Below are 23,835 nucleotides of genomic sequence, written 5' to 3'. Positions count from 1 at the left end.
GGACTCCCGCTTCCGGAAGTGACCGGTCCGTTGACGGGTGGTCGCGCGCGCCACTACTCAGGGCGCATGTCGCGAAGAATCCGTACGGCGTGCGCGCTCGCCGCCGTCTCCTCGGCCGTCATGGCCATGGCGGGGCCCGCATTGCCGGCCGCCGCCGCTCCCGCCCCTGCCGCCGTTGCCGCCGGCACCGCGGTCATCGCCTCCGGGCAGCTGTCGGTGGCCGTCGCCACCGACTTCCCCCGCGTGGTCTCCTACACCGACACCGCCAGTGGGGCGACGCTCGGTGCGAGCAGCGCCCCCGTCACCGCGGTGACGCTCAACGGCACCGCCTATCCGGTGGCCCTGAAAAGCCCGCCGGTCCTCGACGCCACCTCCGCCCGCTACACGCTGGTCTTCCCGGCGCTGGCCGGGGTCGAGCTGGACGCCCGGCTGTCGGTGTCCGGGCGGGCGACGACCTTCCAGGTCGACGCCGTCCGCGACACCACCGCGTTCCGGGTCGGCACGATCGACATCCCCGGTCACGACCTGGTCGCGGTGGCGAGCACAGACTCGGGCGTCGCCACCGCCTTCACCACCCTGGACCCCGACTCCACCCGCACGGCGGACGTTTTCGGCACCGTCACCTCCGGCACCGCCGCGCAGACCGCGCCGGTCGGGGCCACGTACGCGATCGTGAACACCGGCCGGCTGGCGGCGGCCGTGGAGTCCAACTCCTCGTACGACAAGCCGGCTGGCGCCACCGACGGCGACGACGCCCGCTTCTGGCACCAGGCCCGCAAGGCGTCCGACGGTACGGTCCGGGTCGGCGTCTGGTCCGGGCAGTGGACGTACCGGGGCGCGGGGTCCTCCCAGCCCGCGACCGGCGACGGGCTGCCGTGGGCGAAGGTGGTCGTCACCCCGGACGCCAACGGTGACGGGGCGGTGGACTGGCAGGACGGTGCCGTCGCGTTCCGCTCGATCGGCATCCTGCCGCAGGGTGGTGACCAGACGCCGAACCGGGTGATCACCCACATCCCGTTCAACTTCGCCAGCCAGGCCACCCACCCGTTCCTGCGCACGCTCGACGACGTCAAGCGGATCTCGCTGTCCACCGACGGCCTCGAGCAGCTCGCGCTGCTCAAGGGGTACCAGTCGGAGGGCCATGACTCGGCGCACCCCGACTACGGCGGCAACTACAACAAGCGCGCCGGCGGCCTCAGCGATCTGAACGCGCTGCTCAAGGACGGCAAGAAGTGGGGCGCCACCTTCGGCGTCCACGTCAACGCCACCGAGGCGTATCCGGTCGCCAACCACTTCAGCGACGGCCTGGTCGACACCAGTGCCAAGGGCTGGAACTGGCTCGACCAGAGCTACTACATCGACCAGCGCAAGGACATCACCACCGGCAGCCTCGCCCAGCGCTTCCAGCAGCTGCGCGACGAGACGGATCCGAATCTCACGCTGCTCTACCTGGACGTCTACTACACGCACGGCTGGATAGCGGACTCGACGCTGAACGCGCTCAAGGCGCAGGGCTGGAACGTCGGTACCGAATGGGCCGACAAGTTCGAACGCGGCTCGCTGTGGTCGCACTGGGCCAATGACCTGGACTACGGCGGCCCCACCAACAAGGGCCTCAACTCGAAGATCATCCGCTTCATCCGCAACGGCCAGAAGGACGTCTGGAACAACGACCCGATCCTCGGCCAGACCTCGCTCGTTGGCTTCGAGGGCTGGACCGGCGAGAACGACTGGAACGCGACGATCGCCAACGTCTGGCAGAAGAACCTCCCCGCCAAGTTCCTCCAGCACTACGACATCACCAAGTGGGCCGCCAATCGCATCGACTTCACCGGCGGCGTCCACGGGGCCACCGAGAGCGGCAAGCGCGCCGTCTACTCGGGCGGCGCCAAGGTGCTCGACGGCGACAACTACCTGCTGCCGTGGATGAGCGGTTGGGGCGACGACGAGCAGCAGGACAAGCTCTACCACTACAACAAGGCGGGCGGCACGACCACCTGGACGCTGCCCCCGGCCTTCGCGTCCGCGTCCTCGTTCAGGCTCTACAAGCTGACCGACAACGGCCGTGTCGCGGCCGGCACCGTCACCCCGTCGGGCGGCAAGGTGACGCTGACGGCCGCCGCGAACCAGGGGTACGCGCTCTACCCGAACGCGGCCCCCGCGCAGCAGGGCCCGGTGTGGGGCGAGGGGACGCTCGTCAAGGACCCCGGCTTCAACGCCAACGGCCTCGGCGACTGGACGAAGACCGGCACCGTCGTCAACGACACCGACAGCCTCGGCCGGCGCAGCGCCGCGCTCACCGGCACCGCCGCCGCGTCGCTCTCCCAGCAGATCACCGGCCTCACACCGGGCAAGGGGTACAGCGCCTCCGCCTGGATCGAGGTCGCCCCGGGCTCGACCCGGCACACGGTGCTCTCCGCGGGCGGGACGTCGGTCGCCGTCGACAGCTCGGCGCTGCAGAACGCCGTCGCCGCCAGTGACTGGCACGACACCAACATGCAGCGCGCCAAGGTCAACTTCACGGCACCCGCGAACGGCACGGTGACCTTCCAGGTGGCCGCGGCCGCCGGGAGCGCGGTGAAGGTCCGGGTCGACGACGTACGGATCGTGGCGAACGCGCCGGCCACGAAGGCGGGCACCGTCACCTACGAGGACTTCGAGGCTGTCGACCAGGGCTGGGGGCCCTTCCTGAAGGGCAACGCGGGCGGGGTGACGGATCCCCGAACGCACATAGCGCAGAAGCACGCGCCGTACACGCAGACCGGCTGGAACGGGAAGCTCACCGACGACGTCATCGGCGGCGCGGAGTCGCTGAAGTCGCACGACGAGAACTCCGGGATCGTCTACCGCACCGCGCCCTGGACCGTCCCGATGGTCTCCGGGCACACCTACAAGGTCGAGTTCGACTACCAGTCGAGCAACGCGGGCGCGTACACCTGGGACACCGGCACCGGGACGACCGCATCCCGGAAGACGGCCCTGCCGCAGGCGCGAACCACCACGCACTTCACTGAGCAGGTGGTGGCCGGGTCCGGCAGCTGGGTCGGTCTGGAGAAGCTCGGCGGTGCGCCCGCCGACGCCGATCTCACGCTCGACAACTTCACCGTCACCGACCTGGGCGGCACCCCGCCGCCCACCGGCACCTGGGCCAGCGACCTGACCTGGGTGTCGGCCACGAACGGCTGGGGCCCGGTGGAGCGTGACATGTCCAACGGGGAGCAGGCGGCCGGTGACGGCGGCCAGTTGACGGTCGGCGGCACGGTCTACGCCAAGGGCCTGGGCGCGCACGCGGCCTCCACCGTCCGCTACGACCTCGCCGGAAAGGGCTGCACCTCGTTCACCGCGCAGGTCGGCGTGGACGACGAGCAGACGGCACGCGGCTCGGTGACCTTCACCGTCCTCGCCGACGGCACCCAGAAGGCCACCTCCCCGGTGCTGCGCTTCTCCGACACCGCGTACACGATCACCGCCGACGTCACCGGCGCCCAGTACGTGGACCTGGTCGTCGGCGACGGCGGCGACGACAACGGGAACGACCACGCGGACTGGGGTAACGCGCTGTTCCACTGCGCCGGTTGACCCGGGTGACCGGCTGAGGAGCCGGGCTCCGCTCGCTCACGGGGGCGAACGGAGCCCGGCTCCTCGCTGTCAGCTGCTAGTGCTCTGACCGGAAAGGTTCACCGGTTCGCGACGCCCGGCACGGCACCTCGCTGCGTTGTCGGAGTCGTCCGAGTACGCCCGGTACGAGGACGATCCTCCGCCTTGCGATGCACCGCGCCGGCCGCCGCGAACCAGGCAACCTTTCCGGCCAGAGCACTAGTCGGCGGCCGGACCTGCCAGGACGCGCAGCAGCCGCGCCACCTCGTCCGCGACGGCGGTACGCCCCGGGCCGAGGTACTTGCGGGGGTCGGTCAGCTGCGGTTGCGCCGTCAGGGTCTCGCGCACCGCCGCCGTGAAGCAGGCGTTGAGGTGGGTGGCGATGTTGACCTTCACCATGCCGTGCGCGACGGCCCGCGCCAGGTCCTCGTCCGAAACACCCGACGAGCCGTGCAGAACCAGCGGCACCCCGACTCCGGCGCGCAGCCGTCCGATCAGCTCGAAGTCGAGCGTGGCGGTACGGGTGCTCATCGCGTGCGAGGTGCCGACGGCGACGGCCAGGCCGTCCACGCCGGTCGCCGCGACATACGCCGCCGCCTCGGCCGGATCGGTGCGCACGCCCGGCGCGTGCACGCCGTCCTTGCCGCCGACCTCGCCCAACTCGGCCTCCAGCCAGACGCCCGCGCGGTGGCAGTGCTCGGCCACCGAGGCGGTGACCGCCACATTTTCCTCGTACGGCAGCGTCGAGGCGTCGAACATCACCGATGTCAGGCCCAGCGCGACGGCCTGCTCCACCAGCGACCGGTCGGTCGCGTGATCGAGGTGGACGGCGACCCGTACGGAGGCGGCGCGGGCGATGGCGAGGGTCGCGACCGCGACCGGCTCCAGGGCGCCGTGGTAGAGCACCGCGTTCTCGCTGATCTGCAGGACCACCGGCAGACCGGCGCGCTCCGCGCCCGCCGTGATGGCGGTCGCGTGCTCCAGCTGGATGACGTTGAACGCGCCGACCGCCCGGCCCGCGGCCATGGCCGGTCCGGTGATCTCACCCGTGCTGACCAGTGGCATGGGATCCCCTTCAAGCAGTCGGAACGGTCAGGACAGGACGACGGAACGCGTCAGGTTGCGGGGGGTGTCGGGGTTGAGGCCGTTCGCCTCGGCGATGGCGACCGCCAGCCGCTGCACCCGGATCAGATCGGCCAGCGGGTCGGTGCCCGCCGCCTCCAACGTGCCGCCGGTGCGCGCCACGTCCCCGTCCAGGCCCTCGGGCAGATCACCGAAGACCCAGGCGATGCGGTTCGGGCCGGTGATCGCGATGGGGCCGTGCCGGTACTCCATCGCCGGGTACGACTCGGTCCAGGCGCCCGCGGCCTCGCGCATCTTGAGGCCGGCCTCCAGCGCGATGCCGTAGGACCAGCCGGTGCCGAGGAAGCTGAACTGCTCGGCGCCCAGCAGATCCGGCGGCAGCACCTCGGCGATGGCGCGGCGCGCGTCGGCGACCGCGGGCGCGATGTCCTCGCCCAGGTGGGTGCGGAGCAGCGCCAGCACGCTGGTCGCGAAGCGGGTCTGGACGACGGACTTCTCGTCGGCGAAGTCCAGCACCACCAGATCGTCCACGAGGTCCACGATCGGGGTGGCGGGGTCACCGATGACCGCTGTGGTGCGGACCGTCCCGCGCACCTTGCGGAGCAGCTCCAGCACCTCGGTGGTGGTGCCGGACCGGGTGATGGCCACGATCCGGTCGTAGTCGCGGCCGTACGGGAACTCGGAGGCGGCGAAGGCGTCGGTCACGCCCAGTCCCGCGCGCTCGCGCAGCACCGCGTACGACTGGGCCATGAACCAGGAAGTGCCGCAGCCCACGACCGCGACCTTCTCCCCGGTGGCGGGCAGCGAGCCCGCGACCTCGGGAACGAGTCCGGCGGCGCGCTCCCAGCACTCGGGCTGGGTGGCGATCTCTTCCGCGGTGATCGACATGGAGGTGCAGTCCCTTCGTCGTTGGGCGGCCAGTGGCTGCGGAGGCTCCGCTTACGCCCGGCATCCCTGGGTGGTGGCGGAGGACGACCATCCGGCTCTCCGAAGCACCCCCAAAGTGTGACGCCGGTCCTCCCGCCGCGCCGAAGCCTGAGCTTCTCTATAGCGTGGCGTTTTGAGACGATTTCCCCCAAAAAGGAGTCATGATGCGCTACACAGCCACTGCCGTTGCGACCGCGATCTTCACCGCGATAGCAGTGACGTCGGCGACCGCCGCCACGTCAGCCGACACCACGGTCACGTTCACCGTGGGCGCCACCGATGGACTGAACATTACGGCTCCTGCTTCCGCGGCTCTGTCCAACACGACGCCCGGCAGTGATGCCACCGGGCCGATAGGCGTAGTCACGGTGACTGACGAGCGTTCCGCACTCGACACGCACTGGACGGCGACGGTCGCGCTTTTCGCCCCTTTCACGACCGGCACACAGACAACTGCCGAGACGATCCCAAGGGCCAACGTCGACTACGACCCGGGCGCGGCAATCAACCCCGTGAACGGCCCATTCGTTCCCGGTACCCCGGGCGACCTCGGTGCTCCTCGTACGGCGTTTTCCCGACCCAGCGGCTCCGGCAACAACTCGGTGAGCTGGAACCCCACCCTGGTGGTTCACGTGCCGGCAACGGCGGTCGCAGGCCTCTACAGCGGAATTTTGCGGCATTCGGTGGCTTGAACAGAGAAGACGGGGACTCATGAAATCACTCGCCAACCTGCTCTCCAGTGCGGCGTTGCTGACAGGGGCGCTTGTCCCGATCGGATTCCCCGCGGCTTCCGCCGCGACTCCCTCACCTGAACCGGCACCCGGATCCATCGGCCTGCGGCTTCTTGAAGCACCCGTTGTCCGGCGTGACGACCCCCGCGCACTGACATACATCGTTGACCACCTCAAGCCAGGGACCACGATCAAGCGGCGTGTGGAAATCTCCAACAAAACGCCGATCAGGCGCCACATGAAGCTGTACCCCTCTGCCGCGAAAATCAAGGACAACAGATTCACCTTCGCCGAGGGGCATGCATCGAACGAATTGACGGACTGGACCAGCGTCGACGGTGCGGAGCAAGATCTGGCTCCCTGGACAGCATCCGAAGCGCGGGTGACGATCAAGGTGCCGAAGACGGCAGCACCCGGGGAGCGATACGCGGTTCTTTGGGCTGAAAGCGGTACGCCACCGGATGCCAGGCACAATATCGGCAGCATTACCCGTGTGGGGGTGCGAATCTACTTGGACATCGAGACCGGTGCAGAATTCTGCGACTTCACGATCGACAAGCTCACCGCCACACGCGGTAATGACGGCCGACCCAGCGTTGTCGCCACGGTGCGAAATACCGGGAAACGAGCCCTGGACCTGAAGGGGAAACTCAACCTCACCGACGGTCCCGGGGCGATGAGCGCCGGACCGTACTCGGTGACTCCGGGCACCACGCTGCCCCCGGGCGGAAGCGGAACCGTCAATGTGGCACTCGACCCACAGCTTCCCAATGGGCCGTGGAAGGCCACCCTGCACCTCGAAAGCGGCACGGTGAAACGTCAGGTCGTGACAAGGCTGACCTTTCCTGAGCCTGGCGCCACCTCCGAGGCGACGTTCGTGAAGTCCTCAGGCTTCGGGCCGTGGTCCGGCATCGTGCTCGCCCTGGTCTGCGGGGCGCTCACCGTAGGGGTGATCCGGTTCCGACGCCGGCCGACTGCCTGACCCTGTCCAGCGGGTGAACGCGCGGGACCGAACGGCTGACATGGGCGCGCGTCTCCGCCCAAGTACGGCTTCACGCGCGAAGCTCAGGCGGAGTACTGCGCGGATGTCGCCGCCGAAGGAGAAGCATCGATGATCGCTCCGCCGATCGCACAACCTCCCTGCCGCTGGTCGCGGTGAACAAGACAGGAACAAGGCGCGTCACGTGGATTGGGACGGGACTGATCTGCATCGCCTTTCTGACCTTCCCCGCGGCAGGAGCGGCGTTGGCAGGGCCGGACACCAGGTCCACATCGGCCCGGTTCGCGCTCGGCTTGACGATCACAGCGCCGGCGTCGGCGAACCTCGGCAGCACGACGCCCGGTGGAACGGTCAGCGCGCACCTTGGGTCGGTGAAGGTCGATTCCGACCTCGGCGGTTCCTGGACAGCGACGGTGTCCACGACGAATTTCAGGACGGGCGGCGGTACGTCCGCCGAGACGATCACGAAGAATAACGTGTCGTACTGGTCAGGCCCAGTCACCGCGAGGAGCGGCGTTGGAACCTACACCCCGGGTCAGGCGACGGCGGGGCAGGCGCAAACGCTGGACGTCCCTCGCACGGCATTCCGGGCCACAGGTCTCTTGGTGATTCTCAGCTCAGTGACCTGGAATCCGACTCTGGTGGTCTCGGTGCCGGCCGCTGCCGTGACGGGTACTTATACCGGTACTGTGACCCACTCGATCGCGTAACCAAGCGGGCACGCCTCGCCCATGGCCTCATGGGCCCGCAGGCCGCCCGAGGTACTCAGCCGAGGTCGGGCTCGGTGCGGATCTCCACGAACGGTCCGGCGTGTCCGTCGAGTTCGAGGACGGCGATCTCGTTGCGGCCGGGACGCAGCAGCGGCCACGGCACGTAGAGCGTCCGCTGCGGGCCGCGGTCCCAGTAGCGGCCCAGGCAGAAGCCGTTGACCCAGGCGTACCCCTTGGTCCAGCCGGGCAGCGCGAGATAGCCGTCCGCGGGCTCGTCGATGTCCAGGAAGCCGCGGTGGAAGGCGGCGGCGCCGGACGGCCCGTCCGGCGCGGCGCCCCAGGGCAGGCCGTCCGGCGTCCCGTCGCCGAGCGGCACCGGCTCGGCGGTCCAGCCGTGCAGGTACTGCTGGGTGTGCAGCACGCCCGACAGACCCTTGCGGTCGCCGATCGCGGCACCGTAGTTGACCCGGCCCATGGACTCCACGAGCAGCTCCAGCCGGGCGGCCGGCCCCGCCACCGCGATCTCGGGCCGCTCGCCGCCGTCGCGTTCCAGCACGGCGGTCAGCGTGCCGTCGACGAAGACGTGCGCCCGGTCGGCCAGGCCCTCCAGGGTCAGCGGATACGCCTTGCGGGGGCCGGGGATGGCGGTCCGGTAGAGCACCAGGCCATGGGCCAGGCCCAGTTCCTCGAAGGACAGCGGCACCGGCGCGTGGACGGTGCCGGTCGAGAGCCGCCCGATGACGTCGAAGAGCGGTACGGACTCGGTGAGCTCGATCCGGGCCGGCTCCAGCAGCGGCGGCATCGGCTCGGGGTCGGGCGCCGGCTGGTCGGCGTAGGCGGCGAGCACCTCGCGGAAGGCCCAGAACTTGGGGGTGGGCGCGCCGCGCTCGTCGATCGGCGCGTCGTAGTCGTAGGAGGTGATCGTCGGCTGGTACCCCTCGCCGGTGCGCGGGTCGGCGGTGTTGGCGCCCGCCCAGGTGCCGAAGTTGGTGCCGCCGTGCGCCATGTAGAGGTTGACCGAGGCGTCGTTTTGCAGGATCTCGCGCAGCGCGCCGGCGGCGTCCTCGGGGGAGCGGACGGTGTGCTTCTCACCCCAATGGTCGAACCAGCCGTTCCAGAACTCCATGCACATCGCCGGGTCCTGCGGCCGGAAGCGGCGCAGCTCGGCGAAGGCCTCGGTGGCACGGCTGCCGAAGTTGACGGTGGCGAGCCGGCCGGGGGCCGCGCCGCCGGTGAGGAAGAAGTCCTCCGGGCCGTCGGAGGTGAAGAGCGGGACGTCGATCCCGCGCGAGAGCAGGCCGTCGGCGAGGTGCTCTAGGTAAGCGCTGTCCGTACCGAATGACCCGTATTCATTCTCTATCTGGACCATCAGGACATTGCCGCCCCTGGTGGTCTGATGCGCCGCGATCACCGGGATCAGCCGGTCGTACCACCGGTCCACCTGGACCAGGTACTGCGGATCGGCCACCCGCAGCCGCAGGTTCCGGTCCGCGAGCAGCCACCAGGGCAGCCCGCCGTTCTCCCACTCCGCGCAGATGTACGGGCTGGGCCGCACGATCGCGTGCAGTCCGGCCTCGGCGGAGGCGCGCAGGAAGCCGTCCAGGTCGGCGATGCCGTCGAAGTCGTACTCGCCGGGGCGCGGCTCGTGGAGATTCCACGGGACGTACGTCTCCATGGTGTTGAGGCCCATCGCCCGCAGCATGCGCAGCCGGTGCGGCCACTGCTCGGGCAGGGTGCGGAAGTAGTGCAGCGCGCCGGAGAGCAGGCGCAACGGGCGGCCGTCGAGGGAGAAGCCCTCGGGTGACATCTCGAGCATGAGGGTTCTCCGGTGCTGTGACGTGCTGCTGCGGGTGGCGTCAGCGTGATCGTAAGTGGGCGTTCCTGTCGCCACAATCCAAAGAATCAAACAGTGTTCAATCCGTTGTGGGGGGCGGAACGGCCATGGTAGAAACCGCTTACTAGAGAGAAGTGAAGCACACCGTCGTCTTCGCCCATGGAGGTTCCAACCGCCATGTCCTCCCCCTGGTCCCGCCGGACATTCCTCGCCGGAAGCGGCGCCGCGGCCGTTGCCGCAGGCCTTCCCACCGCCCCGCGCGCTGCAGCCACGACACCCGCGGACGCCTCCGCCGACGCGGACGCCTTCGACACTCTGCGGCTGCGCTGGCGCGCCCTCACCCTGGGCAGCGGCTTCGACGCCGCCGCCGAGCCGTACGCGACGAAGCTCGCCACGCTCGGCACCGCCGCGCGCACCTCGCTGGCGTCCATGGCCCCGGCCACCGGATCGCTCTGGCCCGACCAGCCGCTGAGCAGCACCGCCTCCATGACCGGGAGCTACGCCCGGCTCAACGAGATGGCGCAGGCCTGGGCCCAGCCCGCGACCGGCTCCACCGGCGACCCCGCGATGATCGCGGCCGTCGTCCAGGGCCTGGACCACCTCTACGGGCAGGTCTACAACGAGAACACCACCCCGTTCCTCCCCAACTGGTGGGACTGGCAGATCGGCAGCCCCCGCCTCCTGCTCGACACGGTGACCGTCGCCTACGACGCGCTGAGCGCCGATCGGACCGCCTCCTACCTGCGGGCCGTCGACCACTTCGTGCCGGACTCCGCCGTCGGCACGTACACCGGCACCAGCACCGGCGCGAACCGCGTGGACCTGTGCCGGGTCATCGCCACCCGGGGCGTGCTGGGCAAGTCGGCGGCGAAGCTGGCGCTGGCCCGCGACGCGCTCTCGCCGGTCTTCCCGTACGTGACGTCCGGCGACGGGCTGTACGCCGACGGCTCGTTCGTCCAGCACACCTGGGTCGCGTACACCGGCTCCTACGGCGAGGTGCAGATCGACGGCCTGGCGCGGCTCTTCGCCCTGCTCGCCGGATCCAGCTGGGAGGTCACCGACCCGAACCGGCAGATCATCCTGGACTCGGTCGAGAAGGCGTACGCGCCCTTCCTCTACAACGGCCTGGTCATGGACACCGTCTCCGGGCGCGCCATCAGCCGGGGCATCGCCACCACCGACCCCACCCGTATCCAGGGCGACGACCACCGGCGCGGCCACCCGTTGCTCGCCCATGTCGCGCTGCTCGCCGAGGGCGCGAGCGCCACCGAGCGGACCCGCTGGCAGGGTCTGGTCAAGGGCTGGATCCAGCGCGACTACTACAGCCCGGTGCTGGCGGACGCCAAGCTCTCCATCGCCGACCTCGCCCGGCTGGCGGCCATCGCCGGCAGCGCGGTGACCGCGGTGCCGGAACCGGTCGAGCACCGGCTCTTCCCCGGCATGGACCGCGCGGTGCACCGCCGCGCCGACTGGGCCGCCGCGATCGGCATGTCCTCGAAGCGGATCACGTACTACGAGAACGGCAACGGCGAGAACCTGCGGGGCTGGCACACCGGTTCGGGGATGCTCTCCTGGTGGGGCTCCACCTACGGCAACGGCCAGTACAGCGACGCCTTCTGGCCCACCGTCGACCCGTACCGGCTGCCCGGCACGACGGTGTCGAAGAAGACGCTGGCGGACGGGGCGGGCGGCACCTGGGGCGCGGCGCGGCCGGACGTGACCTGGGTCGGCGGCGCCACGGACGGGGTGTTCGCCGCGGTCGGCCAGCACCTCAAGGGCCTGTCGAGCACGATGAGCGCGCGCAAGTCGTGGTTCTGCCTGGACGACACGGTGGTCTGTCTCGGCGCGGGCATCAGCGGCACCGACGGCACGGCCGTCGAGACCGTCGTCGAGAACCGCAACCTCGGCGCGACCGGCACCCACGGGCTCGTCGTCAACGGCACCACGCAGTCCGCGACGCTCGGCTGGTCCGCGACCCTGGCCGGCACCACCTGGGCCCGGATCACCGGCTTCGGCGGCTATGTCTTCCCCGGCACCGGGGGAGCGACGGTCAAGGCGCTGCGCGAGGCCCGCACCGGCACCTGGGCCGCCATCAACACCGGCGGCACGACCGACGCGCTCACCCGCCGCTACCTCACGCTCTGGCTCGACCACGGCGTGGACCCGGTGAACGCCTCCTACGCCTATCTCGTCATGCCGGGCGCGACCGCCGCGGCCACCGCGGCCCGCGCGGGCGCCACCGGCTGGCTGGTGATCCTGGCCAACACCGCGGCGCAGCAGGGCGTCTCGGTGCCGTCGCTGGGGTTCACCGGGATCAACTTCTGGTCGGCGGGCACCGTCGGCGCTGTCACCGCGTCCCTCCCGTCCTGCGTCATGATCCGCGTCAGCGGTTCCACGGCCACGGTCTGCGTGTCGGAGCCGCCGCGATCCGGGGGCTCGCTCGACATCACCTGGAACCGGCCGGTGTCCGCCGTCACGTCGAAGGACGCCACGGTCACGGTCGTCGGTACCGGCGCCTCGCTGCGGCTCACCATCGCCCCCGGCACCACCGGGGCCACCCACCGGGCCACGGTGACTCTTGCGTGACACGCGGCTTACGTGACACGCGCCCTAAATGATTCGTTCGCGCGGCCGGATTGCTCGTAGGGTGCCCGCGTGACGGATGACAGTAGGCAGGACAACACGCCCACCAGTGCGCAGAACGGCAGGCTGGAGATCCGGCCCGCGGACATCGGGGACGCGGTTGTCATTGCCGAGATCCACATGGCGTCGCGCGCGGGCACCATGCCGTACCTCCCGCCGCAGCAGCGGAGCCTGGCGGAGGTCGCGTGGTGGGTGGAGAACATCGTGCTCACCGAGGGCCAGGCCTGGGTGGCGGTCGACGACTCCGGCGAGGTGCTCGGCTACGCCGCGCTGGAGGGCGACATGCTGGAGCAGCTGTACCTGCGCCCGGAGGCCCGCCGCCGGGGCGTCGGCTCCGCGCTCCTCGGCGAGGTGCGGCGCAACAGCCCCGACGGCCTGTCGCTGCACGTCTTCCAGGCCAACACCGGCGCCCGCGCCTTCTACGAGCGGCACGGCTTCACCGTCCTGGACACCGATGACGGCAGCCGCAACATGGAGAACCTGCCCGACATGACGATGCGCTGGATTCCCGGCACGGGTGCGGGTACGAGTACGGACACGGGTTCGGCGCCCGGCCGCTGACACGCGGTGACCAACGGCACACATACTGGCCGGTAACGTACGGTGGTCGTGGCCGTAGGGTGATCGCCGTACGCTCCTCCCCACCCTCGACCGACATCCGGGAGACCGCATGCGCTCCGCGAAGGACTTCTTCCGCCCGCTGGCCGTAGGGGCTCCGGCCCCGGTACGGGAGGTGCCGTTCCGGCCCTCGCGGATGATCCATTTCTTCGATCCGGGCAACGAGAAGATGGCTGCCAAGGTCCCCTCCATCGCGCCCCAGGTGGACGTGTTGCTGGGCAACCTGGAGGACGCCATCCAGGCCGACCGCAAGGAGGCCGCCCGGAACGGGCTCGTGGAGATCGCCAAGGCGACGGAGTTCGGCGACACCCAGCTGTGGACGCGGATCAACAGCCTGGACTCGCCGTGGGCGCTGGACGACCTGCTCACCCTGGTCACCGAGATCGGCGACAAGCTCGACGTCATCATGGTGCCGAAGGTCGAGGGCGCCGAGGACATCCACTACATCGACCGGCTGCTGGCGCAGCTGGAGGCGAAGGCCGGCATCACGCGGCCGATCCTGGTGCACGCCATCCTGGAGACCGCGACCGGCGTCGCGAACGTCGAGGAGATCGCCGGCGCCAGCCCCCGGATGCAGGGCATCTCGCTGGGCCCGGCCGACCTGGCCGCAAGCCGCCGGATGAAGACCACCCGGGTCGGCGGCGGCCACCCCGGCTACCTGGTCAGGGAAGACCCGAACCCGACCGACGCCGACGCCCCGCGCGCCACGTTCCAGCAGGACCTGTGGCACTACACGATCGCCCGCATGGTCGACGCGTGCGCGGCGCACGGGATCCTGCCGTACTACGGACCCTTCGGCGACATCCGCGACACCCTCGCCTGCGAGGACCAGTTCAGGAACGCCTTCCTGCTCGGCTGCGTCGGCGCCTGGAGCCTGCACCCGGTGCAGATCGCCATCGCCAAGAAGGTCTTCTCGCCCTCCCCGGCCGATGTCGCCTGGGCCCGCAAGGTGATCGACGCGATGGGCGACGGCACCGGCGCCGTCATGATCGACGGCAAGATGCAGGACGACGCGACGTACAAGCAGTGCCTGGTCGTCTCCGAACTGGCCGACACCCTCGCCGCCCGCGACCCCGAGCTCGCCGAGGCCTACGCCGCGGCAGAGAAGGAGTGACGACCATGACGGACACCACCCTCCGCCCCCGCCGCTCCGTGCTCTACATGCCCGGTGCCAACGAACGCGCGCTGGAGAAGGCCAAGACCCTCCCCACCGACGCGCTCATCCTCGACCTCGAGGACTCCGTGGCGCCGGACGCCAAGGCCGACGCCCGCAAGCGCGTCGCGGCCGCCGCCGCGTCCGGGGAGTACGGCTACCGCGAGGTGACGATCCGGGTCAACGCCCCGGACACCGCCTGGCACGCCGACGACCTGCGGGCCGCCGCCGAGGCGGGCCCGGACGCCGTCGTCGTCCCCAAGGTCGACTCCCCGGAGACCGTACGGGCCGTCGAGCGCGCCCTGGAGGCGGCCGGCGCCCCCGACCGCACCGCCATCTGGGCCATGATCGAGACGCCGCAGGCGATGTTCGACGCCCGCGCCATCGCCGCCGCGAGCGAGCGGCTGACCGTCCTGGTGATGGGCACCAACGATCTCGCCAAGGAACTGCACGCCGAGCACGTCCCCGGCCGGGCCCCGCTGCTGACCGGTCTGTCGCTGGCCCTGCTCGCCGCCCGCGCCACCGGTAAGACCATCTTGGACGGTGTCTACAACGACGTGCAGAACCTGGAGGGCTTCGAGGCCGAATGCCTCCAGGGACGCCAGTTCGGATTCGACGGCAAGACCCTGATCCACCCCAAGCAGCTGGAACCCTGCAACCGGCTCTTCGCCCCCTCCGAGGATGCGGTCGCACACTCCCGCCGGATCATCGAAGCCTTCGATCAGGCCACGTCAGAGGGGCGCGGCGTGGTCACGGTCGACGGTCGGATGATCGAGAACCTGCACGTCGAGGACGCCCGCCGGATCCTCGCGCTGGCCGGAGCGGTCGCCGGACGGTAGGGCGAAAGGTACAAAAGGCCGGGTCCCGCGCACCGAGCGCAGGGCCCGGCCCTTCTTTGGTTCTGTCGATACCCGCCATGAAGTACGAGCGGACACTGTACGAAGTGGACCCCCCGATTGCGGGGGTCGCGCTCGTACTGTCGATACATGAGCTTTCTGGAAGAGGTGCCCGTCGAGGTGAACGACGCTCGCGGGCGCGTGGCCGAGCTGCGCGCGATCCGCGAGCAGGTCCTCCGTGGCCCCAGCGAGCGGGCGACCGAGGCGCAGCGCGCCAAGGGCAAGCTGACCGCACGCGAGCGCATCGCACTACTGCTGGACGAGGGCTCCTTCAACGAGGTCGAGCCGCTGCGCCGGCACCGCGCCACCGGCTTCGGCCTGGAGGCGAAGAAGCCGTACACCGACGGCGTCATCACCGGCTGGGGCACCGTCCACGGCCGGACCGTGTTCGTGTACGCCCACGACTTCCGGATCTTCGGCGGCGCGCTCGGCGAGGCGCACGCCACCAAGATCCACAAGATCATGGACATGGCGATCTCCTCAGGTGCCCCGCTGGTGTCGCTGAACGACGGCGCCGGCGCCCGTATCCAGGAGGGCGTCTCGGCGCTCGCCGGCTACGGCGGCATCTTCCAGCGCAACACCCGGGCCTCGGGTGTCATCCCGCAGATCTCGGTGATGCTCGGCCCGTGCGCGGGCGGCGCGGCCTACAGCCCGGCCCTGACCGACTTCGTCTTCATGGTCCGTGAGACCTCGCAGATGTTCATCACGGGACCGGACGTCGTCCAGGCCGTGACCGGCGAGAAGATCTCCCAGAACGGGCTCGGCGGCGCCGACGTCCACTCCGAGGTCTCCGGCGTCTCGCACTTCGCCTACGACGACGAGCAGCACTGCCTCGAAGAGGTCCGCTACCTGCTCTCCCTGCTCCCGCAGAACAACCGGGAGAACCCGCCCGCCACGGAGACCTCCGACCCGGCCGACCGCCGCGGCGACGTCCTGCTGGACCTCGTGCCGGCCGACGGCAACCGTGCGTACGACATGCGCAAGGTGATCGAGGAGATCGTCGACGAGGGCGAGTACCTGGAGATCCACGAGCGGTGGGCCACCAACATCATCGTCGCGCTGTCCCGGCTGGACGGCCAGGTGGTGGGCATCATCGCCAACCAGCCCAACAGCATGGCGGGTGTCCTGGACATCGCTGCCTCCGAAAAGGCCGCGCGTTTCGTGCAGATGTGCGACGCCTTCAACATCCCGCTCATCACTCTCCTGGACGTACCCGGCTTCCTGCCGGGCGTCGATCAGGAGCATGGTGGGATCATCCGGCACGGAGCGAAGCTGCTCTACGCGTACTGCAACGCCACCGTGCCGCGGATCTCGCTGATCCTGCGCAAGGCCTACGGCGGCGCCTACATCGTCATGGACTCCCAGTCCATCGGGGCCGACCTCACGTACGCCTGGCCCACCAACGAGATCGCGGTGATGGGCGCCGAAGGTGCCGCCAACGTCATCTTCCGCAAGCAGATCGCCGAGGCCGACGACCCCGAGGCCATGCGTGCCCGCATGGTCAAGGAGTACAAGGCCGAACTGATGCACCCCTACTACGCCGCGGAACGCGGTTTGGTGGACGACGTCATCGACCCGGCCGACACCCGCGAGGTGCTCATCCGCTCGCTGGCGATGCTCCGGACCAAGCACGCAGACCTGCCGTCGCGCAAGCACGGCAACCCGCCGCAGTAATGGAGACCACCTTGAGTACTCCCGCCGACACCCTGGCCGACGACACCCTGGTCCGCGTCGAGAAGGGCCACGCCAGCGCCGAGGAGCTCGCGGCTCTCACCGCGGTTCTGCTGGCCCGTGCCGCCGCCAACGGCCACGCCGCCACCAGCTACGAGCAGCCCCGCTCCATGGCCGGCTGGCGCCGCCTGGAGCGCACCCCGGGCTTCCGCAGCTCGCACAGCTGGCAGGGCTGAGCCCGCCGGCACGTCCCAGAACGTCCAGCACGTCGTCCAGCGCGTCTCAGGACGCCGTAACGACAGCCAGAACGCCAGAACGCCGGGCGGTCCCCGTGGGGGCCGCCCGGCGTTCGCGTCCGGGGATCCTCAGCGCAGGCGCGCCATCAGCGCGTGCTCCACGAGGGTGATCAGCGCGGACTTGGCCTCACCGCGGTTGCGGGCGTCCGTGGTGATGATCGGTGCCTCGGGCCCGATCTGCAGGGCCTCGCGCACCTCCTCGGGGCCGTACGGCTGGTGGCCGTCGAAGCCGTTGAGCGCGATCACGAACGGCAGGCCGCTGTTCTCGAAGTAGTCCACGGCCGGGAAGCAGTCCGCCAGCCGGCGGGTGTCCACCAGGACGACGGCGCCGATCGCGCCGCGGACCAGGTCGTCCCACATGAACCAGAAACGGTCCTGGCCCGGGGTACCGAACAGGTACAGGATCAGGTCCTCGTCCAGCGTTATGCGGCCGAAGTCCATCGCCACGGTGGTCGTGGTCTTGTCGGGCGCGTGCGTCAGGTCGTCGATACCGGCCGACGCGGAGGTCATCACAGCTTCGGTGCGCAGCGGGTTGATCTCGGAAACGGCACCGACGAACGTGGTCTTGCCCACGCCGAACCCGCCCGCCACCACGATCTTCGCGGAGGTCGTGGAGCGGGTCGCCCCGTTAGAGCTTGCGAAGTCCACTGAGCACCCTTTCAAGCAATGTCACTTCTGGCTGACCGCCCGCGGACTCGTCGCCACCGGGCTGGTGGACGGCGACCAACCCGGCCTCGGCCAGGTCGGCGACGAGGATACGGGCGACACCGAGAGGGATCGTCAACAGCGCGGAGATCTCCGCCACCGACTTGATCTCCCGGCAGAGAATGCAGATCCGCTGGTGCTCCGGCAACTGCCCGCGCAGCTGCACCGGGTCGGCCGTGGTGCTGACCAGGGCCTCGATGGCGAGCTGGTAGCGCGGCCGGGTCCGGCCACCGGTCATGGCGTACGGCCGCACCAGCCCGGAGGGCGCCTGGGCGCGCTGCCGGCCGCCCGTGGACCGCGGCGGTGCCTGCGGCGGGTCGTACGGCTGGATCCGCGGCTGGCGGTAGCGGGGCTCGGGGTCAGGAGTCGGAGCCGAGGGGAAGTTGTATCGGTTCAGAGGCGGCTGCGCTTGCTGGCTGCCGTACGGATCTCCGCCGGGTGGCGTTGTCACGGTTCCTCCTCCTGATGAGGGTTGTGCGGGCTGCGTTCCCGCACCCTATGGGTACGGGGACGCGCCCGCACGCCTGTCCGTTAGTTGAGCAGGCACCTATGTGGGACGACTGCTAGTTGAGCAAACTGCCTTGAAGTTCGGAGCGGAGGTCGGGGGTGAGGACGGTCCCGGTCCGGTCGACGAGCAGGGCCATCTCGTAGCCGACGAGGCCGATGTCGCACTCGGGGTGGGCGAGTACGGCCAGCGAGCTGCCGTCGGAGACCGACATGATGAAGAGGAATCCGCGTTCCATCTCCACGACGGTCTGGTTGACGCTGCCGCCTTCGAAGATGCGGGAGGCTCCGGCGGTGAGCGAGGTCAGGCCGGAGGCGACGGCGGCGAGCTGGTCGGCGCGGTCGCGAGGGAAGCCCTCGGACATCGCGAGCAGCAGGCCGTCGGCGGAGACCACCACCGTGTGGGACACCCCAGGGGTGTTGTCCACGAAGTTGGTGATCAACCAGTTCAGATTCTGTGCCGCCTGGCTCATCGGACTCAACTAACGCTCCTGGTTCTGAGGGCCACCGTAGTGATTGTCGGGGGCCTGGCCGTTCGTGTCAGTTCCCGCAGTGCGTCCCTGCTGGACGCCGCGGCGCAGATTACTCAGCCGGCCGCGGACATCCTCCGGCGCGCGGGAGACCTGTGGGCCGCCCTGCGGAGTCTGCTGTGCGGTACCCGCGACCAGGTTGGCCTTGGGTACTCGACGGGGCAGGCCGGAGGGGGTTACCCCACCTGCCTTGGGTTCGCGGACCTGTTCGGCCCGCTGCCAGTGCTGGTCGTTCTGGGAACGCCAGTCGGTCTCGGCCTCTTCCGGTGCCTGTTCCGGCTCCGGATCGGGCTGGGGGACCGGCTGGGCCGCCGGTTCCGCCGCCGCCTGGTCCGGCTGCGGCCACTGCCGGTCGCGGCGTGGCAGGCCGGCATCCGTCAGCGAGGGGGAGCCTACGCTCTCCGGCGCCCCGAAGGGTGCCCCGGGAACGGAATCCGGCGCCTGCGGTTCCTGGCGGGCGACGGGCTGCGGCCAGTCGTCCAGCACGGGTGGGGCCGGAGGTCCGGAAGGTGCGGGCTGGACGGTGAAGTCCTGCTGCCACTCCGGCTCGTAGGACCCATGCTGCTGGTACGAGGGCTGCGAACCGTACGGGTCCTGCCCGTCGTACTCCGGCTGCCCCGTGAAGTCCTGCCCGGCGAAGTCCTGGCCCTGGAAGTCCTGCGCCGGGTAGTCCTGGCCCTGGAAGTCCTGGCCCTCGGAGTAGCCGCCGTCGTACTGCGGCTCGTACCCCTGCTGGTTCTGCCCGCCGCGCTGCTGCGGGACCTCGCCGAACATCGCGACGTCCTCGGGCCGCTCGGAGGCCGAGGCCTCCAGCTGGGCGCGGCGCTCCTCGCGCAGCAGCGAGCGTCCGACGGGGTCGAGCTGCCCGGGGGCGCCGGAGGCGGTGAACCCGGAGTCGCCGGACCGCTCGTACTGCGAGTCGTCGAAGCCCAGTTCCGCGGCGGTCGGCTGGTAGCCGAACTCGGCCGTCGAGTGCTCGGGCACGATCCGCGACACGGTGAAGTCCGAGTCGTCCTCGGGCAGTTGGTCCTCGCCGCCACCACCGTGGGTGATCGCCTCCGGGAGCATGACCAGCGAGGTGGTGCCGGCCTGCTCGCCCGAGGGACGCAGCTGGACGCGGACACCGTGCCGGTCGGCGAGGCGGCCGACCACGAACAGGCCCATGCGCTGGGAGATCGCGACGTCCACGGTCGGCGGGTCGGCCAGCTTGTGGTTGATGTCCGCGAAGTCCTCGGCGGTCAGGCCGATGCCCTTGTCGTGGATCTCGACCATGACGCGGCCGTCCGGCAGCCGGGTCGCGGTGACCCGCACCTTGGTCTGCGGCGAGGAGAAGGTGGTGGCGTTCTCCAGCAGCTCGGCCAGCAGGTGCACGAGGTCGGTCACGGCGGTGCCGTGGATGTCCGTCTCCGGTATCCCGACCAGCTCGATGCGCTCGTACGCCTCCACCTCGGAGGCCGCCGCGCGCAGCACGTCGACGAGCGGGACCGGCTGGTTCCAGCGGCGGCCCGGCTCCTCGCCGGCGAGGACCAGCAGGTTCTCGCCGTTGCGCCGCATACGGGTGGCGAGGTGGTCCATCTTGAAGAGGTTCTCGAGCTGGTCCGGGTCCGCCTCGTTGTTCTCCAGGTCGGTGATCAGCGTGAGCTGCCGCTGGATGAGGCCCTGGTTCCGGCGCGAGAGGTTGGTGAAGATCGCGTTGACGTTGCCTCGCAGGAGGGCCTGCTCGGCGGCGAGCCGGACGGCCTCGCGGTGCACCTGGTCGAAGGCGCGGGCGACCTCGCCGATCTCGTCGTGGCTGGTGATCGGGATCGGCTGGACGGTGGTGTCCACCCGGCCCGGGTCGGTGCGCGACAGCTGGTCGACCAGCCCCGGCAGCCGCTGTTCCGCGACGTCGAAGGCGGCGTTGCGCAGCTTGCGCATGCTGCGGCTCATGTTGCGCGCCATCATGCCCGCGATGATGAAGGCGACGATCAGGGCGAGGACGACGATGGCCGCGTTGATGATCGCGTCGGTCTTGGCGCTGGAGGAGATGGTCTCGGCGTCGTTCACGGCGGTGTCGGCGAGGTTCTGCTCGACGGTCCGGTACGCGTCGAAGACCAGGGTGTTGCTGGCGAACCAGCTCTCCGGCGTGATGCCCTCGGCCCGCAGCTCCTTGGTCGACTTGTCGGACGCGATCTCGGCGACCATCTTCTCGATGGTCGGCGGCGGCACGAAGGTCTGGCCGGCCTGCTCGGCCTGGGTGGCGGCGGCTGTGAGCTGCTCCTTGCCCTTCTTCTCCGCCGCGGCCTTGGCATCCTTCAGGTGCTGGGCGTCGGCGGGGGTACCGCCACCGCTGTACTCCTGGAGCGCGATGCGCTGCAGATAGAGGTACGAGGTGAGAGCGGTCTGTTGGAGCTTGCGCTCCCCGGCCGGTACCTGGCCCTCGACCAGGATGTGCATCCCGATGGAGCGGCTCAGCGACTCGGCGGCCTTGGCCAGCGAGATGGCGTAGAGGGTACGGCCGTAGCTGGTGATGTTCCCGGTGCCGAGGCTCAGCTCGTTGGCGAGCTCCATCAGCGGGTGCTGGACCTTGACGTACGCCTCTTCGGTCTGCTTGTCGGGCAGCTGCCGGGTGTAGGCGGCCTTGCGGATGGCCTGCAGGCTGGGCTCCACCGTGCGGAAGCCCTCCACGCGGCGCTCCAGCGAGGCGGAGGCGGGCATCTGGTCGACGGCCTCGTTGAAGACCTGGGCGGCGGCGTCGGTGGCCGCGTAGGCCCCTGTCACGACAGGGTCGTCCCGCCTGCCCTGGACCAGCGGAACGACCGTGATGTCCCGTTCGTTGATCAAGGCGTGGCTGTAGCCGGCCGCCGCGCGCACCAGGATGGCGGTCCGCTTGGCGGCGTCCGCCTGCTGCCACGTGTGCACGGAGTTCTGCACGGTGAAGCCGCCCATGACGAGGGCGACGAGAACCGGGATGAGGAGGATGGCGTTCAGCCTGGTGGCCACCCGCCAGTTGCGCACCGCGAATCGGCTGCCGGAACCGGCGGGCTCCGGGGTGGCGACAGCGATCGCGTCGGGCACGCCGTCGTAACGCTGGGGCGGCGTGAAATTGCCCCGGGGGCCATCCGCGGAGCCCGGCTCTGCTCGCCTCGTGTCCCTCACTTGACCAACAACCTCTCGGCGACAACACAGCAAAGTGCCGTTACTACTCTCGGGTTCTGCGAATTTCAGCACGTCATGGGGGTACTAGCCAAACGTCGTACAAAGTGAAACCAACAGGCGAACGGGGCCACATAAATAGGGCATAAGCTCCTTGAAGTGGCAAACCGCACGTCCTGTATCACCGCAACGGAACCATTCGAGCGCGGGGGGTGTTCGTCTCCCGCCGATTCTCTGTCGAAACGTTATGAACGCAAGAACCGGCCGTGTCAAAAGACACAGCCGGTTCCGGGGACAACTGGCAAGCCGAAAGGCTTACTTGAGTCGCGCCAGCAGAGCGTGCTCCACGAGCGTGATCAACGCGCTCTTCGCCTCGCCGCGGTGACGGGCGTCCGTGGTGATGATCGGAGCCTCGGGCCCGATCTGCAGAGCCTCGCGTACTTCCTCCGGCCGGTAGGGCTGGTGGCCCTCGAAACCGTTGAGGGCGACGACGAACGGCAGGCCGCTGTTCTCGAAGTAGTCCACGGCCGGGAAGCAGTCCGCCAGCCTGCGGGTGTCGACCAGCACGACGGCGCCGATCGCGCCGCGGACCAGGTCGTCCCACATGAACCAGAAGCGGTCCTGGCCCGGCGTACCGAAGAGGTACAGGATCAGGTCGTCATCGAGGGTGATACGGCCGAAGTCCATCGCCACCGTGGTGGTCGTCTTGTCCTGGACGTGGCTGAGGTCGTCGATCCCGGCCGACGCGGAGGTCATGACGGCCTCCGTGCGCAGCGGGTTGATCTCCGAGACCGCGCCGACGAACGTGGTCTTGCCCACGCCGAAGCCGCCCGCCACCACGATCTTGGCCGAGGTGGTGGACCGGGCCACAGGCGGGCCGTAAGCCGCCTGCGGTTGCGGTCTAGAGCTTGCGAAGTCCACTGAGCACCCTTTCGAGCAGTGTCACATCAGGCTGTCCGCCGGCCTCGCCACTGCCCGGCTGGTGGATAGCGACCATGCCGGCCTCGGCGAGGTCGGCCACGAGAATGCGTGCCACACCGAGCGGGAATCCCAGCAGCGCCGAGATCTCCGCAACCGACTTGATCTCCCGGCACAGGTGGCAGATGCGCTGGTGTTCTGGAAGCAGCCCCTGGTACTGGCCCGCATCGGCCGTCGTGCTGACCAGGGCCTCGATGGCGAGCTGGTAGCGCGGCCGGGTACGGCCACCGGTCATGGCGTACGGCCGCACCAGCGGCTGGTCGCCTTCATCCCCGTACGGCGCGTGGTGGGACGCGCCGTACGGGCCCGGCGAGGCGGGTGGCGGGGTCATGAGGGTCCTCCGTGTCCGGGCAAAACGGTCTCGGTGCAGGAAGTACGCATCGTGCGGTGAAACGTTGTCAGAGCAGTCAGTGCATCAGGCTGCCCTGGAGTTCGGAGCGGAGGTCCGGGGTGAGGACGGTCCCGGTCCGGTCGACGAGCAGGGCCATCTCGTAGCCGACGAGGCCGATGTCGCACTCGGGGTGAGCGAGTACGGCGATCGACGAACCCTCGGAGACGGACATGATGAAGAGGAACCCGCGTTCCATCTCCACGACGGTCTGGTTGACAGCACCGCCTTCGAAGATGCGGGAGGCTCCGGCAGTGAGCGAGGTCAGGCCGGAGGCGACGGCGGCGAGCTGGTCGGCGCGGTCGCGAGGGAAACCCTCGGACATCGCGAGCAGCAGGCCGTCGGCGGAGACCACCACCGTGTGGGACACCCCAGGGGTGTTGTCCACGAAGTTGGTGATCAACCAGTTCAGATTCTGTGCCGCCTGGCTCATCGC

General features: G+C 69.8%; 20 protein-coding genes. 10 read left to right on the top strand and 10 right to left on the bottom strand.

Features of this window, described 5'->3' with window-relative positions:
- The first annotated feature begins 66 nt into the window (after nucleotides 1-66).
- Entirely contained in the window at nucleotides 67-3,579 is a 3,513-nt protein-coding gene (locus AC07DC_RS29565; protein ID WP_478917539.1) for an endo-alpha-N-acetylgalactosaminidase family protein, read from the top strand.
- Between the two features lie 237 nt (nucleotides 3,580-3,816).
- Here the strand turns inward: AC07DC_RS29565 and AC07DC_RS29560 are convergent, their stop codons facing one another.
- Entirely contained in the window at nucleotides 3,817-4,662 is an 846-nt protein-coding gene (locus tag AC07DC_RS29560) for a class II fructose-bisphosphate aldolase (protein WP_478917538.1), read from the bottom strand.
- A 27-nt stretch (nucleotides 4,663-4,689) separates the two neighbouring features.
- A complete protein-coding gene (locus AC07DC_RS29555; RefSeq protein WP_478917537.1) occupies nucleotides 4,690-5,568 on the bottom strand; it encodes an SIS domain-containing protein in 879 nt (292 codons plus the stop codon).
- A gap of 200 nt (nucleotides 5,569-5,768) precedes the next feature.
- On the opposite strand from AC07DC_RS29555, the gene AC07DC_RS29550 reads away from it, so the two are divergent.
- The 3 genes from AC07DC_RS29550 (at nucleotide 5,769) to AC07DC_RS29540 (ending at nucleotide 8,048) form a co-directional block, all read left to right on the top strand.
- Nucleotides 5,769-6,299: a hypothetical protein gene (locus AC07DC_RS29550; RefSeq protein ID WP_478917536.1), complete on the top strand. Its 531-nt coding sequence runs from the start codon at nucleotides 5,769-5,771 to the stop codon at nucleotides 6,297-6,299.
- 19 nt (nucleotides 6,300-6,318) lie between these two features.
- Nucleotides 6,319-7,320: a peptidase gene (locus AC07DC_RS29545; protein WP_478917535.1), complete on the top strand. Its 1,002-nt coding sequence runs from the start codon at nucleotides 6,319-6,321 to the stop codon at nucleotides 7,318-7,320.
- A 173-nt stretch (nucleotides 7,321-7,493) separates the two neighbouring features.
- Entirely contained in the window at nucleotides 7,494-8,048 is a 555-nt protein-coding gene (locus tag AC07DC_RS29540) for a hypothetical protein (RefSeq protein WP_478917534.1), read from the top strand.
- A gap of 55 nt (nucleotides 8,049-8,103) precedes the next feature.
- On the opposite strand, the gene AC07DC_RS29535 is transcribed toward AC07DC_RS29540, so the two are convergent.
- A complete protein-coding gene (locus tag AC07DC_RS29535) occupies nucleotides 8,104-9,864 on the bottom strand; it encodes a glycoside hydrolase family 35 protein (protein ID WP_478917533.1) in 1,761 nt (586 codons plus the stop codon).
- A gap of 195 nt (nucleotides 9,865-10,059) precedes the next feature.
- Here AC07DC_RS29535 and AC07DC_RS29530 point away from each other — a divergent pair, with 195 nt between their 5' ends.
- The 6 genes from AC07DC_RS29530 (at nucleotide 10,060) to AC07DC_RS29505 (ending at nucleotide 17,099) form a co-directional block, all read left to right on the top strand.
- On the top strand, nucleotides 10,060-12,468 hold the full coding sequence (locus tag AC07DC_RS29530) for a polysaccharide lyase 8 family protein (RefSeq protein WP_478917532.1): 2,409 nt from the start codon (nucleotides 10,060-10,062) through the stop codon (nucleotides 12,466-12,468).
- 69 nt (nucleotides 12,469-12,537) lie between these two features.
- Nucleotides 12,538-13,086 carry an N-acetyltransferase family protein gene (locus AC07DC_RS29525; protein WP_478917531.1) on the top strand — a complete coding sequence of 183 codons (549 nt, stop codon included), beginning with the start codon at nucleotides 12,538-12,540 and terminating at the stop codon, nucleotides 13,084-13,086.
- Between the two features lie 109 nt (nucleotides 13,087-13,195).
- The gene (locus tag AC07DC_RS29520) at nucleotides 13,196-14,257 is read left to right on the top strand and encodes an HpcH/HpaI aldolase/citrate lyase family protein (RefSeq protein WP_478917530.1); all 1,062 of its coding nucleotides are present in this window, start codon (nucleotides 13,196-13,198) and stop codon (nucleotides 14,255-14,257) included.
- 5 nt (nucleotides 14,258-14,262) lie between these two features.
- Nucleotides 14,263-15,135, top strand: a complete 873-nt coding sequence (locus AC07DC_RS29515) for an HpcH/HpaI aldolase/citrate lyase family protein (protein WP_478917529.1) — start codon at nucleotides 14,263-14,265, stop codon at nucleotides 15,133-15,135.
- Between the two features lie 147 nt (nucleotides 15,136-15,282).
- Nucleotides 15,283-16,866 (top strand): acyl-CoA carboxylase subunit beta, encoded by a 1,584-nt coding sequence (locus AC07DC_RS29510; protein ID WP_399643207.1) that lies wholly within the window; start codon nucleotides 15,283-15,285, stop codon nucleotides 16,864-16,866.
- Between the two features lie 11 nt (nucleotides 16,867-16,877).
- Nucleotides 16,878-17,099 carry an acyl-CoA carboxylase epsilon subunit gene (locus tag AC07DC_RS29505; protein ID WP_478917528.1) on the top strand — a complete coding sequence of 74 codons (222 nt, stop codon included), beginning with the start codon at nucleotides 16,878-16,880 and terminating at the stop codon, nucleotides 17,097-17,099.
- A gap of 129 nt (nucleotides 17,100-17,228) precedes the next feature.
- On the opposite strand, the gene AC07DC_RS29500 is transcribed toward AC07DC_RS29505, so the two are convergent.
- The 7 genes from AC07DC_RS29500 to AC07DC_RS29470 form a co-directional block, all read right to left on the bottom strand.
- Nucleotides 17,229-17,807 (bottom strand): GTP-binding protein, encoded by a 579-nt coding sequence (locus tag AC07DC_RS29500; RefSeq protein ID WP_138358192.1) that lies wholly within the window; start codon nucleotides 17,805-17,807, stop codon nucleotides 17,229-17,231.
- Nucleotides 17,788-18,315: a DUF742 domain-containing protein gene (locus AC07DC_RS29495; protein ID WP_478917527.1), complete on the bottom strand. Its 528-nt coding sequence runs from the start codon at nucleotides 18,313-18,315 to the stop codon at nucleotides 17,788-17,790. Before AC07DC_RS29495 ends, AC07DC_RS29500 begins: the two co-directional genes overlap by 20 nt.
- Nucleotides 18,316-18,427: 112 nt before the next feature.
- Nucleotides 18,428-18,841, bottom strand: a complete 414-nt coding sequence (locus tag AC07DC_RS29490; protein WP_138358230.1) for a roadblock/LC7 domain-containing protein — start codon at nucleotides 18,839-18,841, stop codon at nucleotides 18,428-18,430.
- A 9-nt stretch (nucleotides 18,842-18,850) separates the two neighbouring features.
- Nucleotides 18,851-22,036 (bottom strand): nitrate- and nitrite sensing domain-containing protein, encoded by a 3,186-nt coding sequence (locus AC07DC_RS29485; protein WP_478917526.1) that lies wholly within the window; start codon nucleotides 22,034-22,036, stop codon nucleotides 18,851-18,853.
- 312 nt (nucleotides 22,037-22,348) lie between these two features.
- The gene (locus AC07DC_RS29480; RefSeq protein WP_374117340.1) at nucleotides 22,349-22,954 is read right to left on the bottom strand and encodes a GTP-binding protein; all 606 of its coding nucleotides are present in this window, start codon (nucleotides 22,952-22,954) and stop codon (nucleotides 22,349-22,351) included.
- On the bottom strand, nucleotides 22,935-23,342 hold the full coding sequence (locus tag AC07DC_RS29475; RefSeq protein WP_138358185.1) for a DUF742 domain-containing protein: 408 nt from the start codon (nucleotides 23,340-23,342) through the stop codon (nucleotides 22,935-22,937). Before AC07DC_RS29475 ends, AC07DC_RS29480 begins: the two co-directional genes overlap by 20 nt.
- 76 nt (nucleotides 23,343-23,418) lie before the next feature.
- On the bottom strand, nucleotides 23,419-23,832 hold the full coding sequence (locus tag AC07DC_RS29470) for a roadblock/LC7 domain-containing protein (protein ID WP_285370762.1): 414 nt from the start codon (nucleotides 23,830-23,832) through the stop codon (nucleotides 23,419-23,421).
- Nucleotides 23,833-23,835 lie beyond the last annotated feature (3 nt).

This window comes from Streptomyces sp. NPDC045021, from assembly GCF_056432645.1.
Note: the sequence above shows the minus strand (reverse complement) of the source record. Positions and strands in the feature narration are given on the sequence as shown.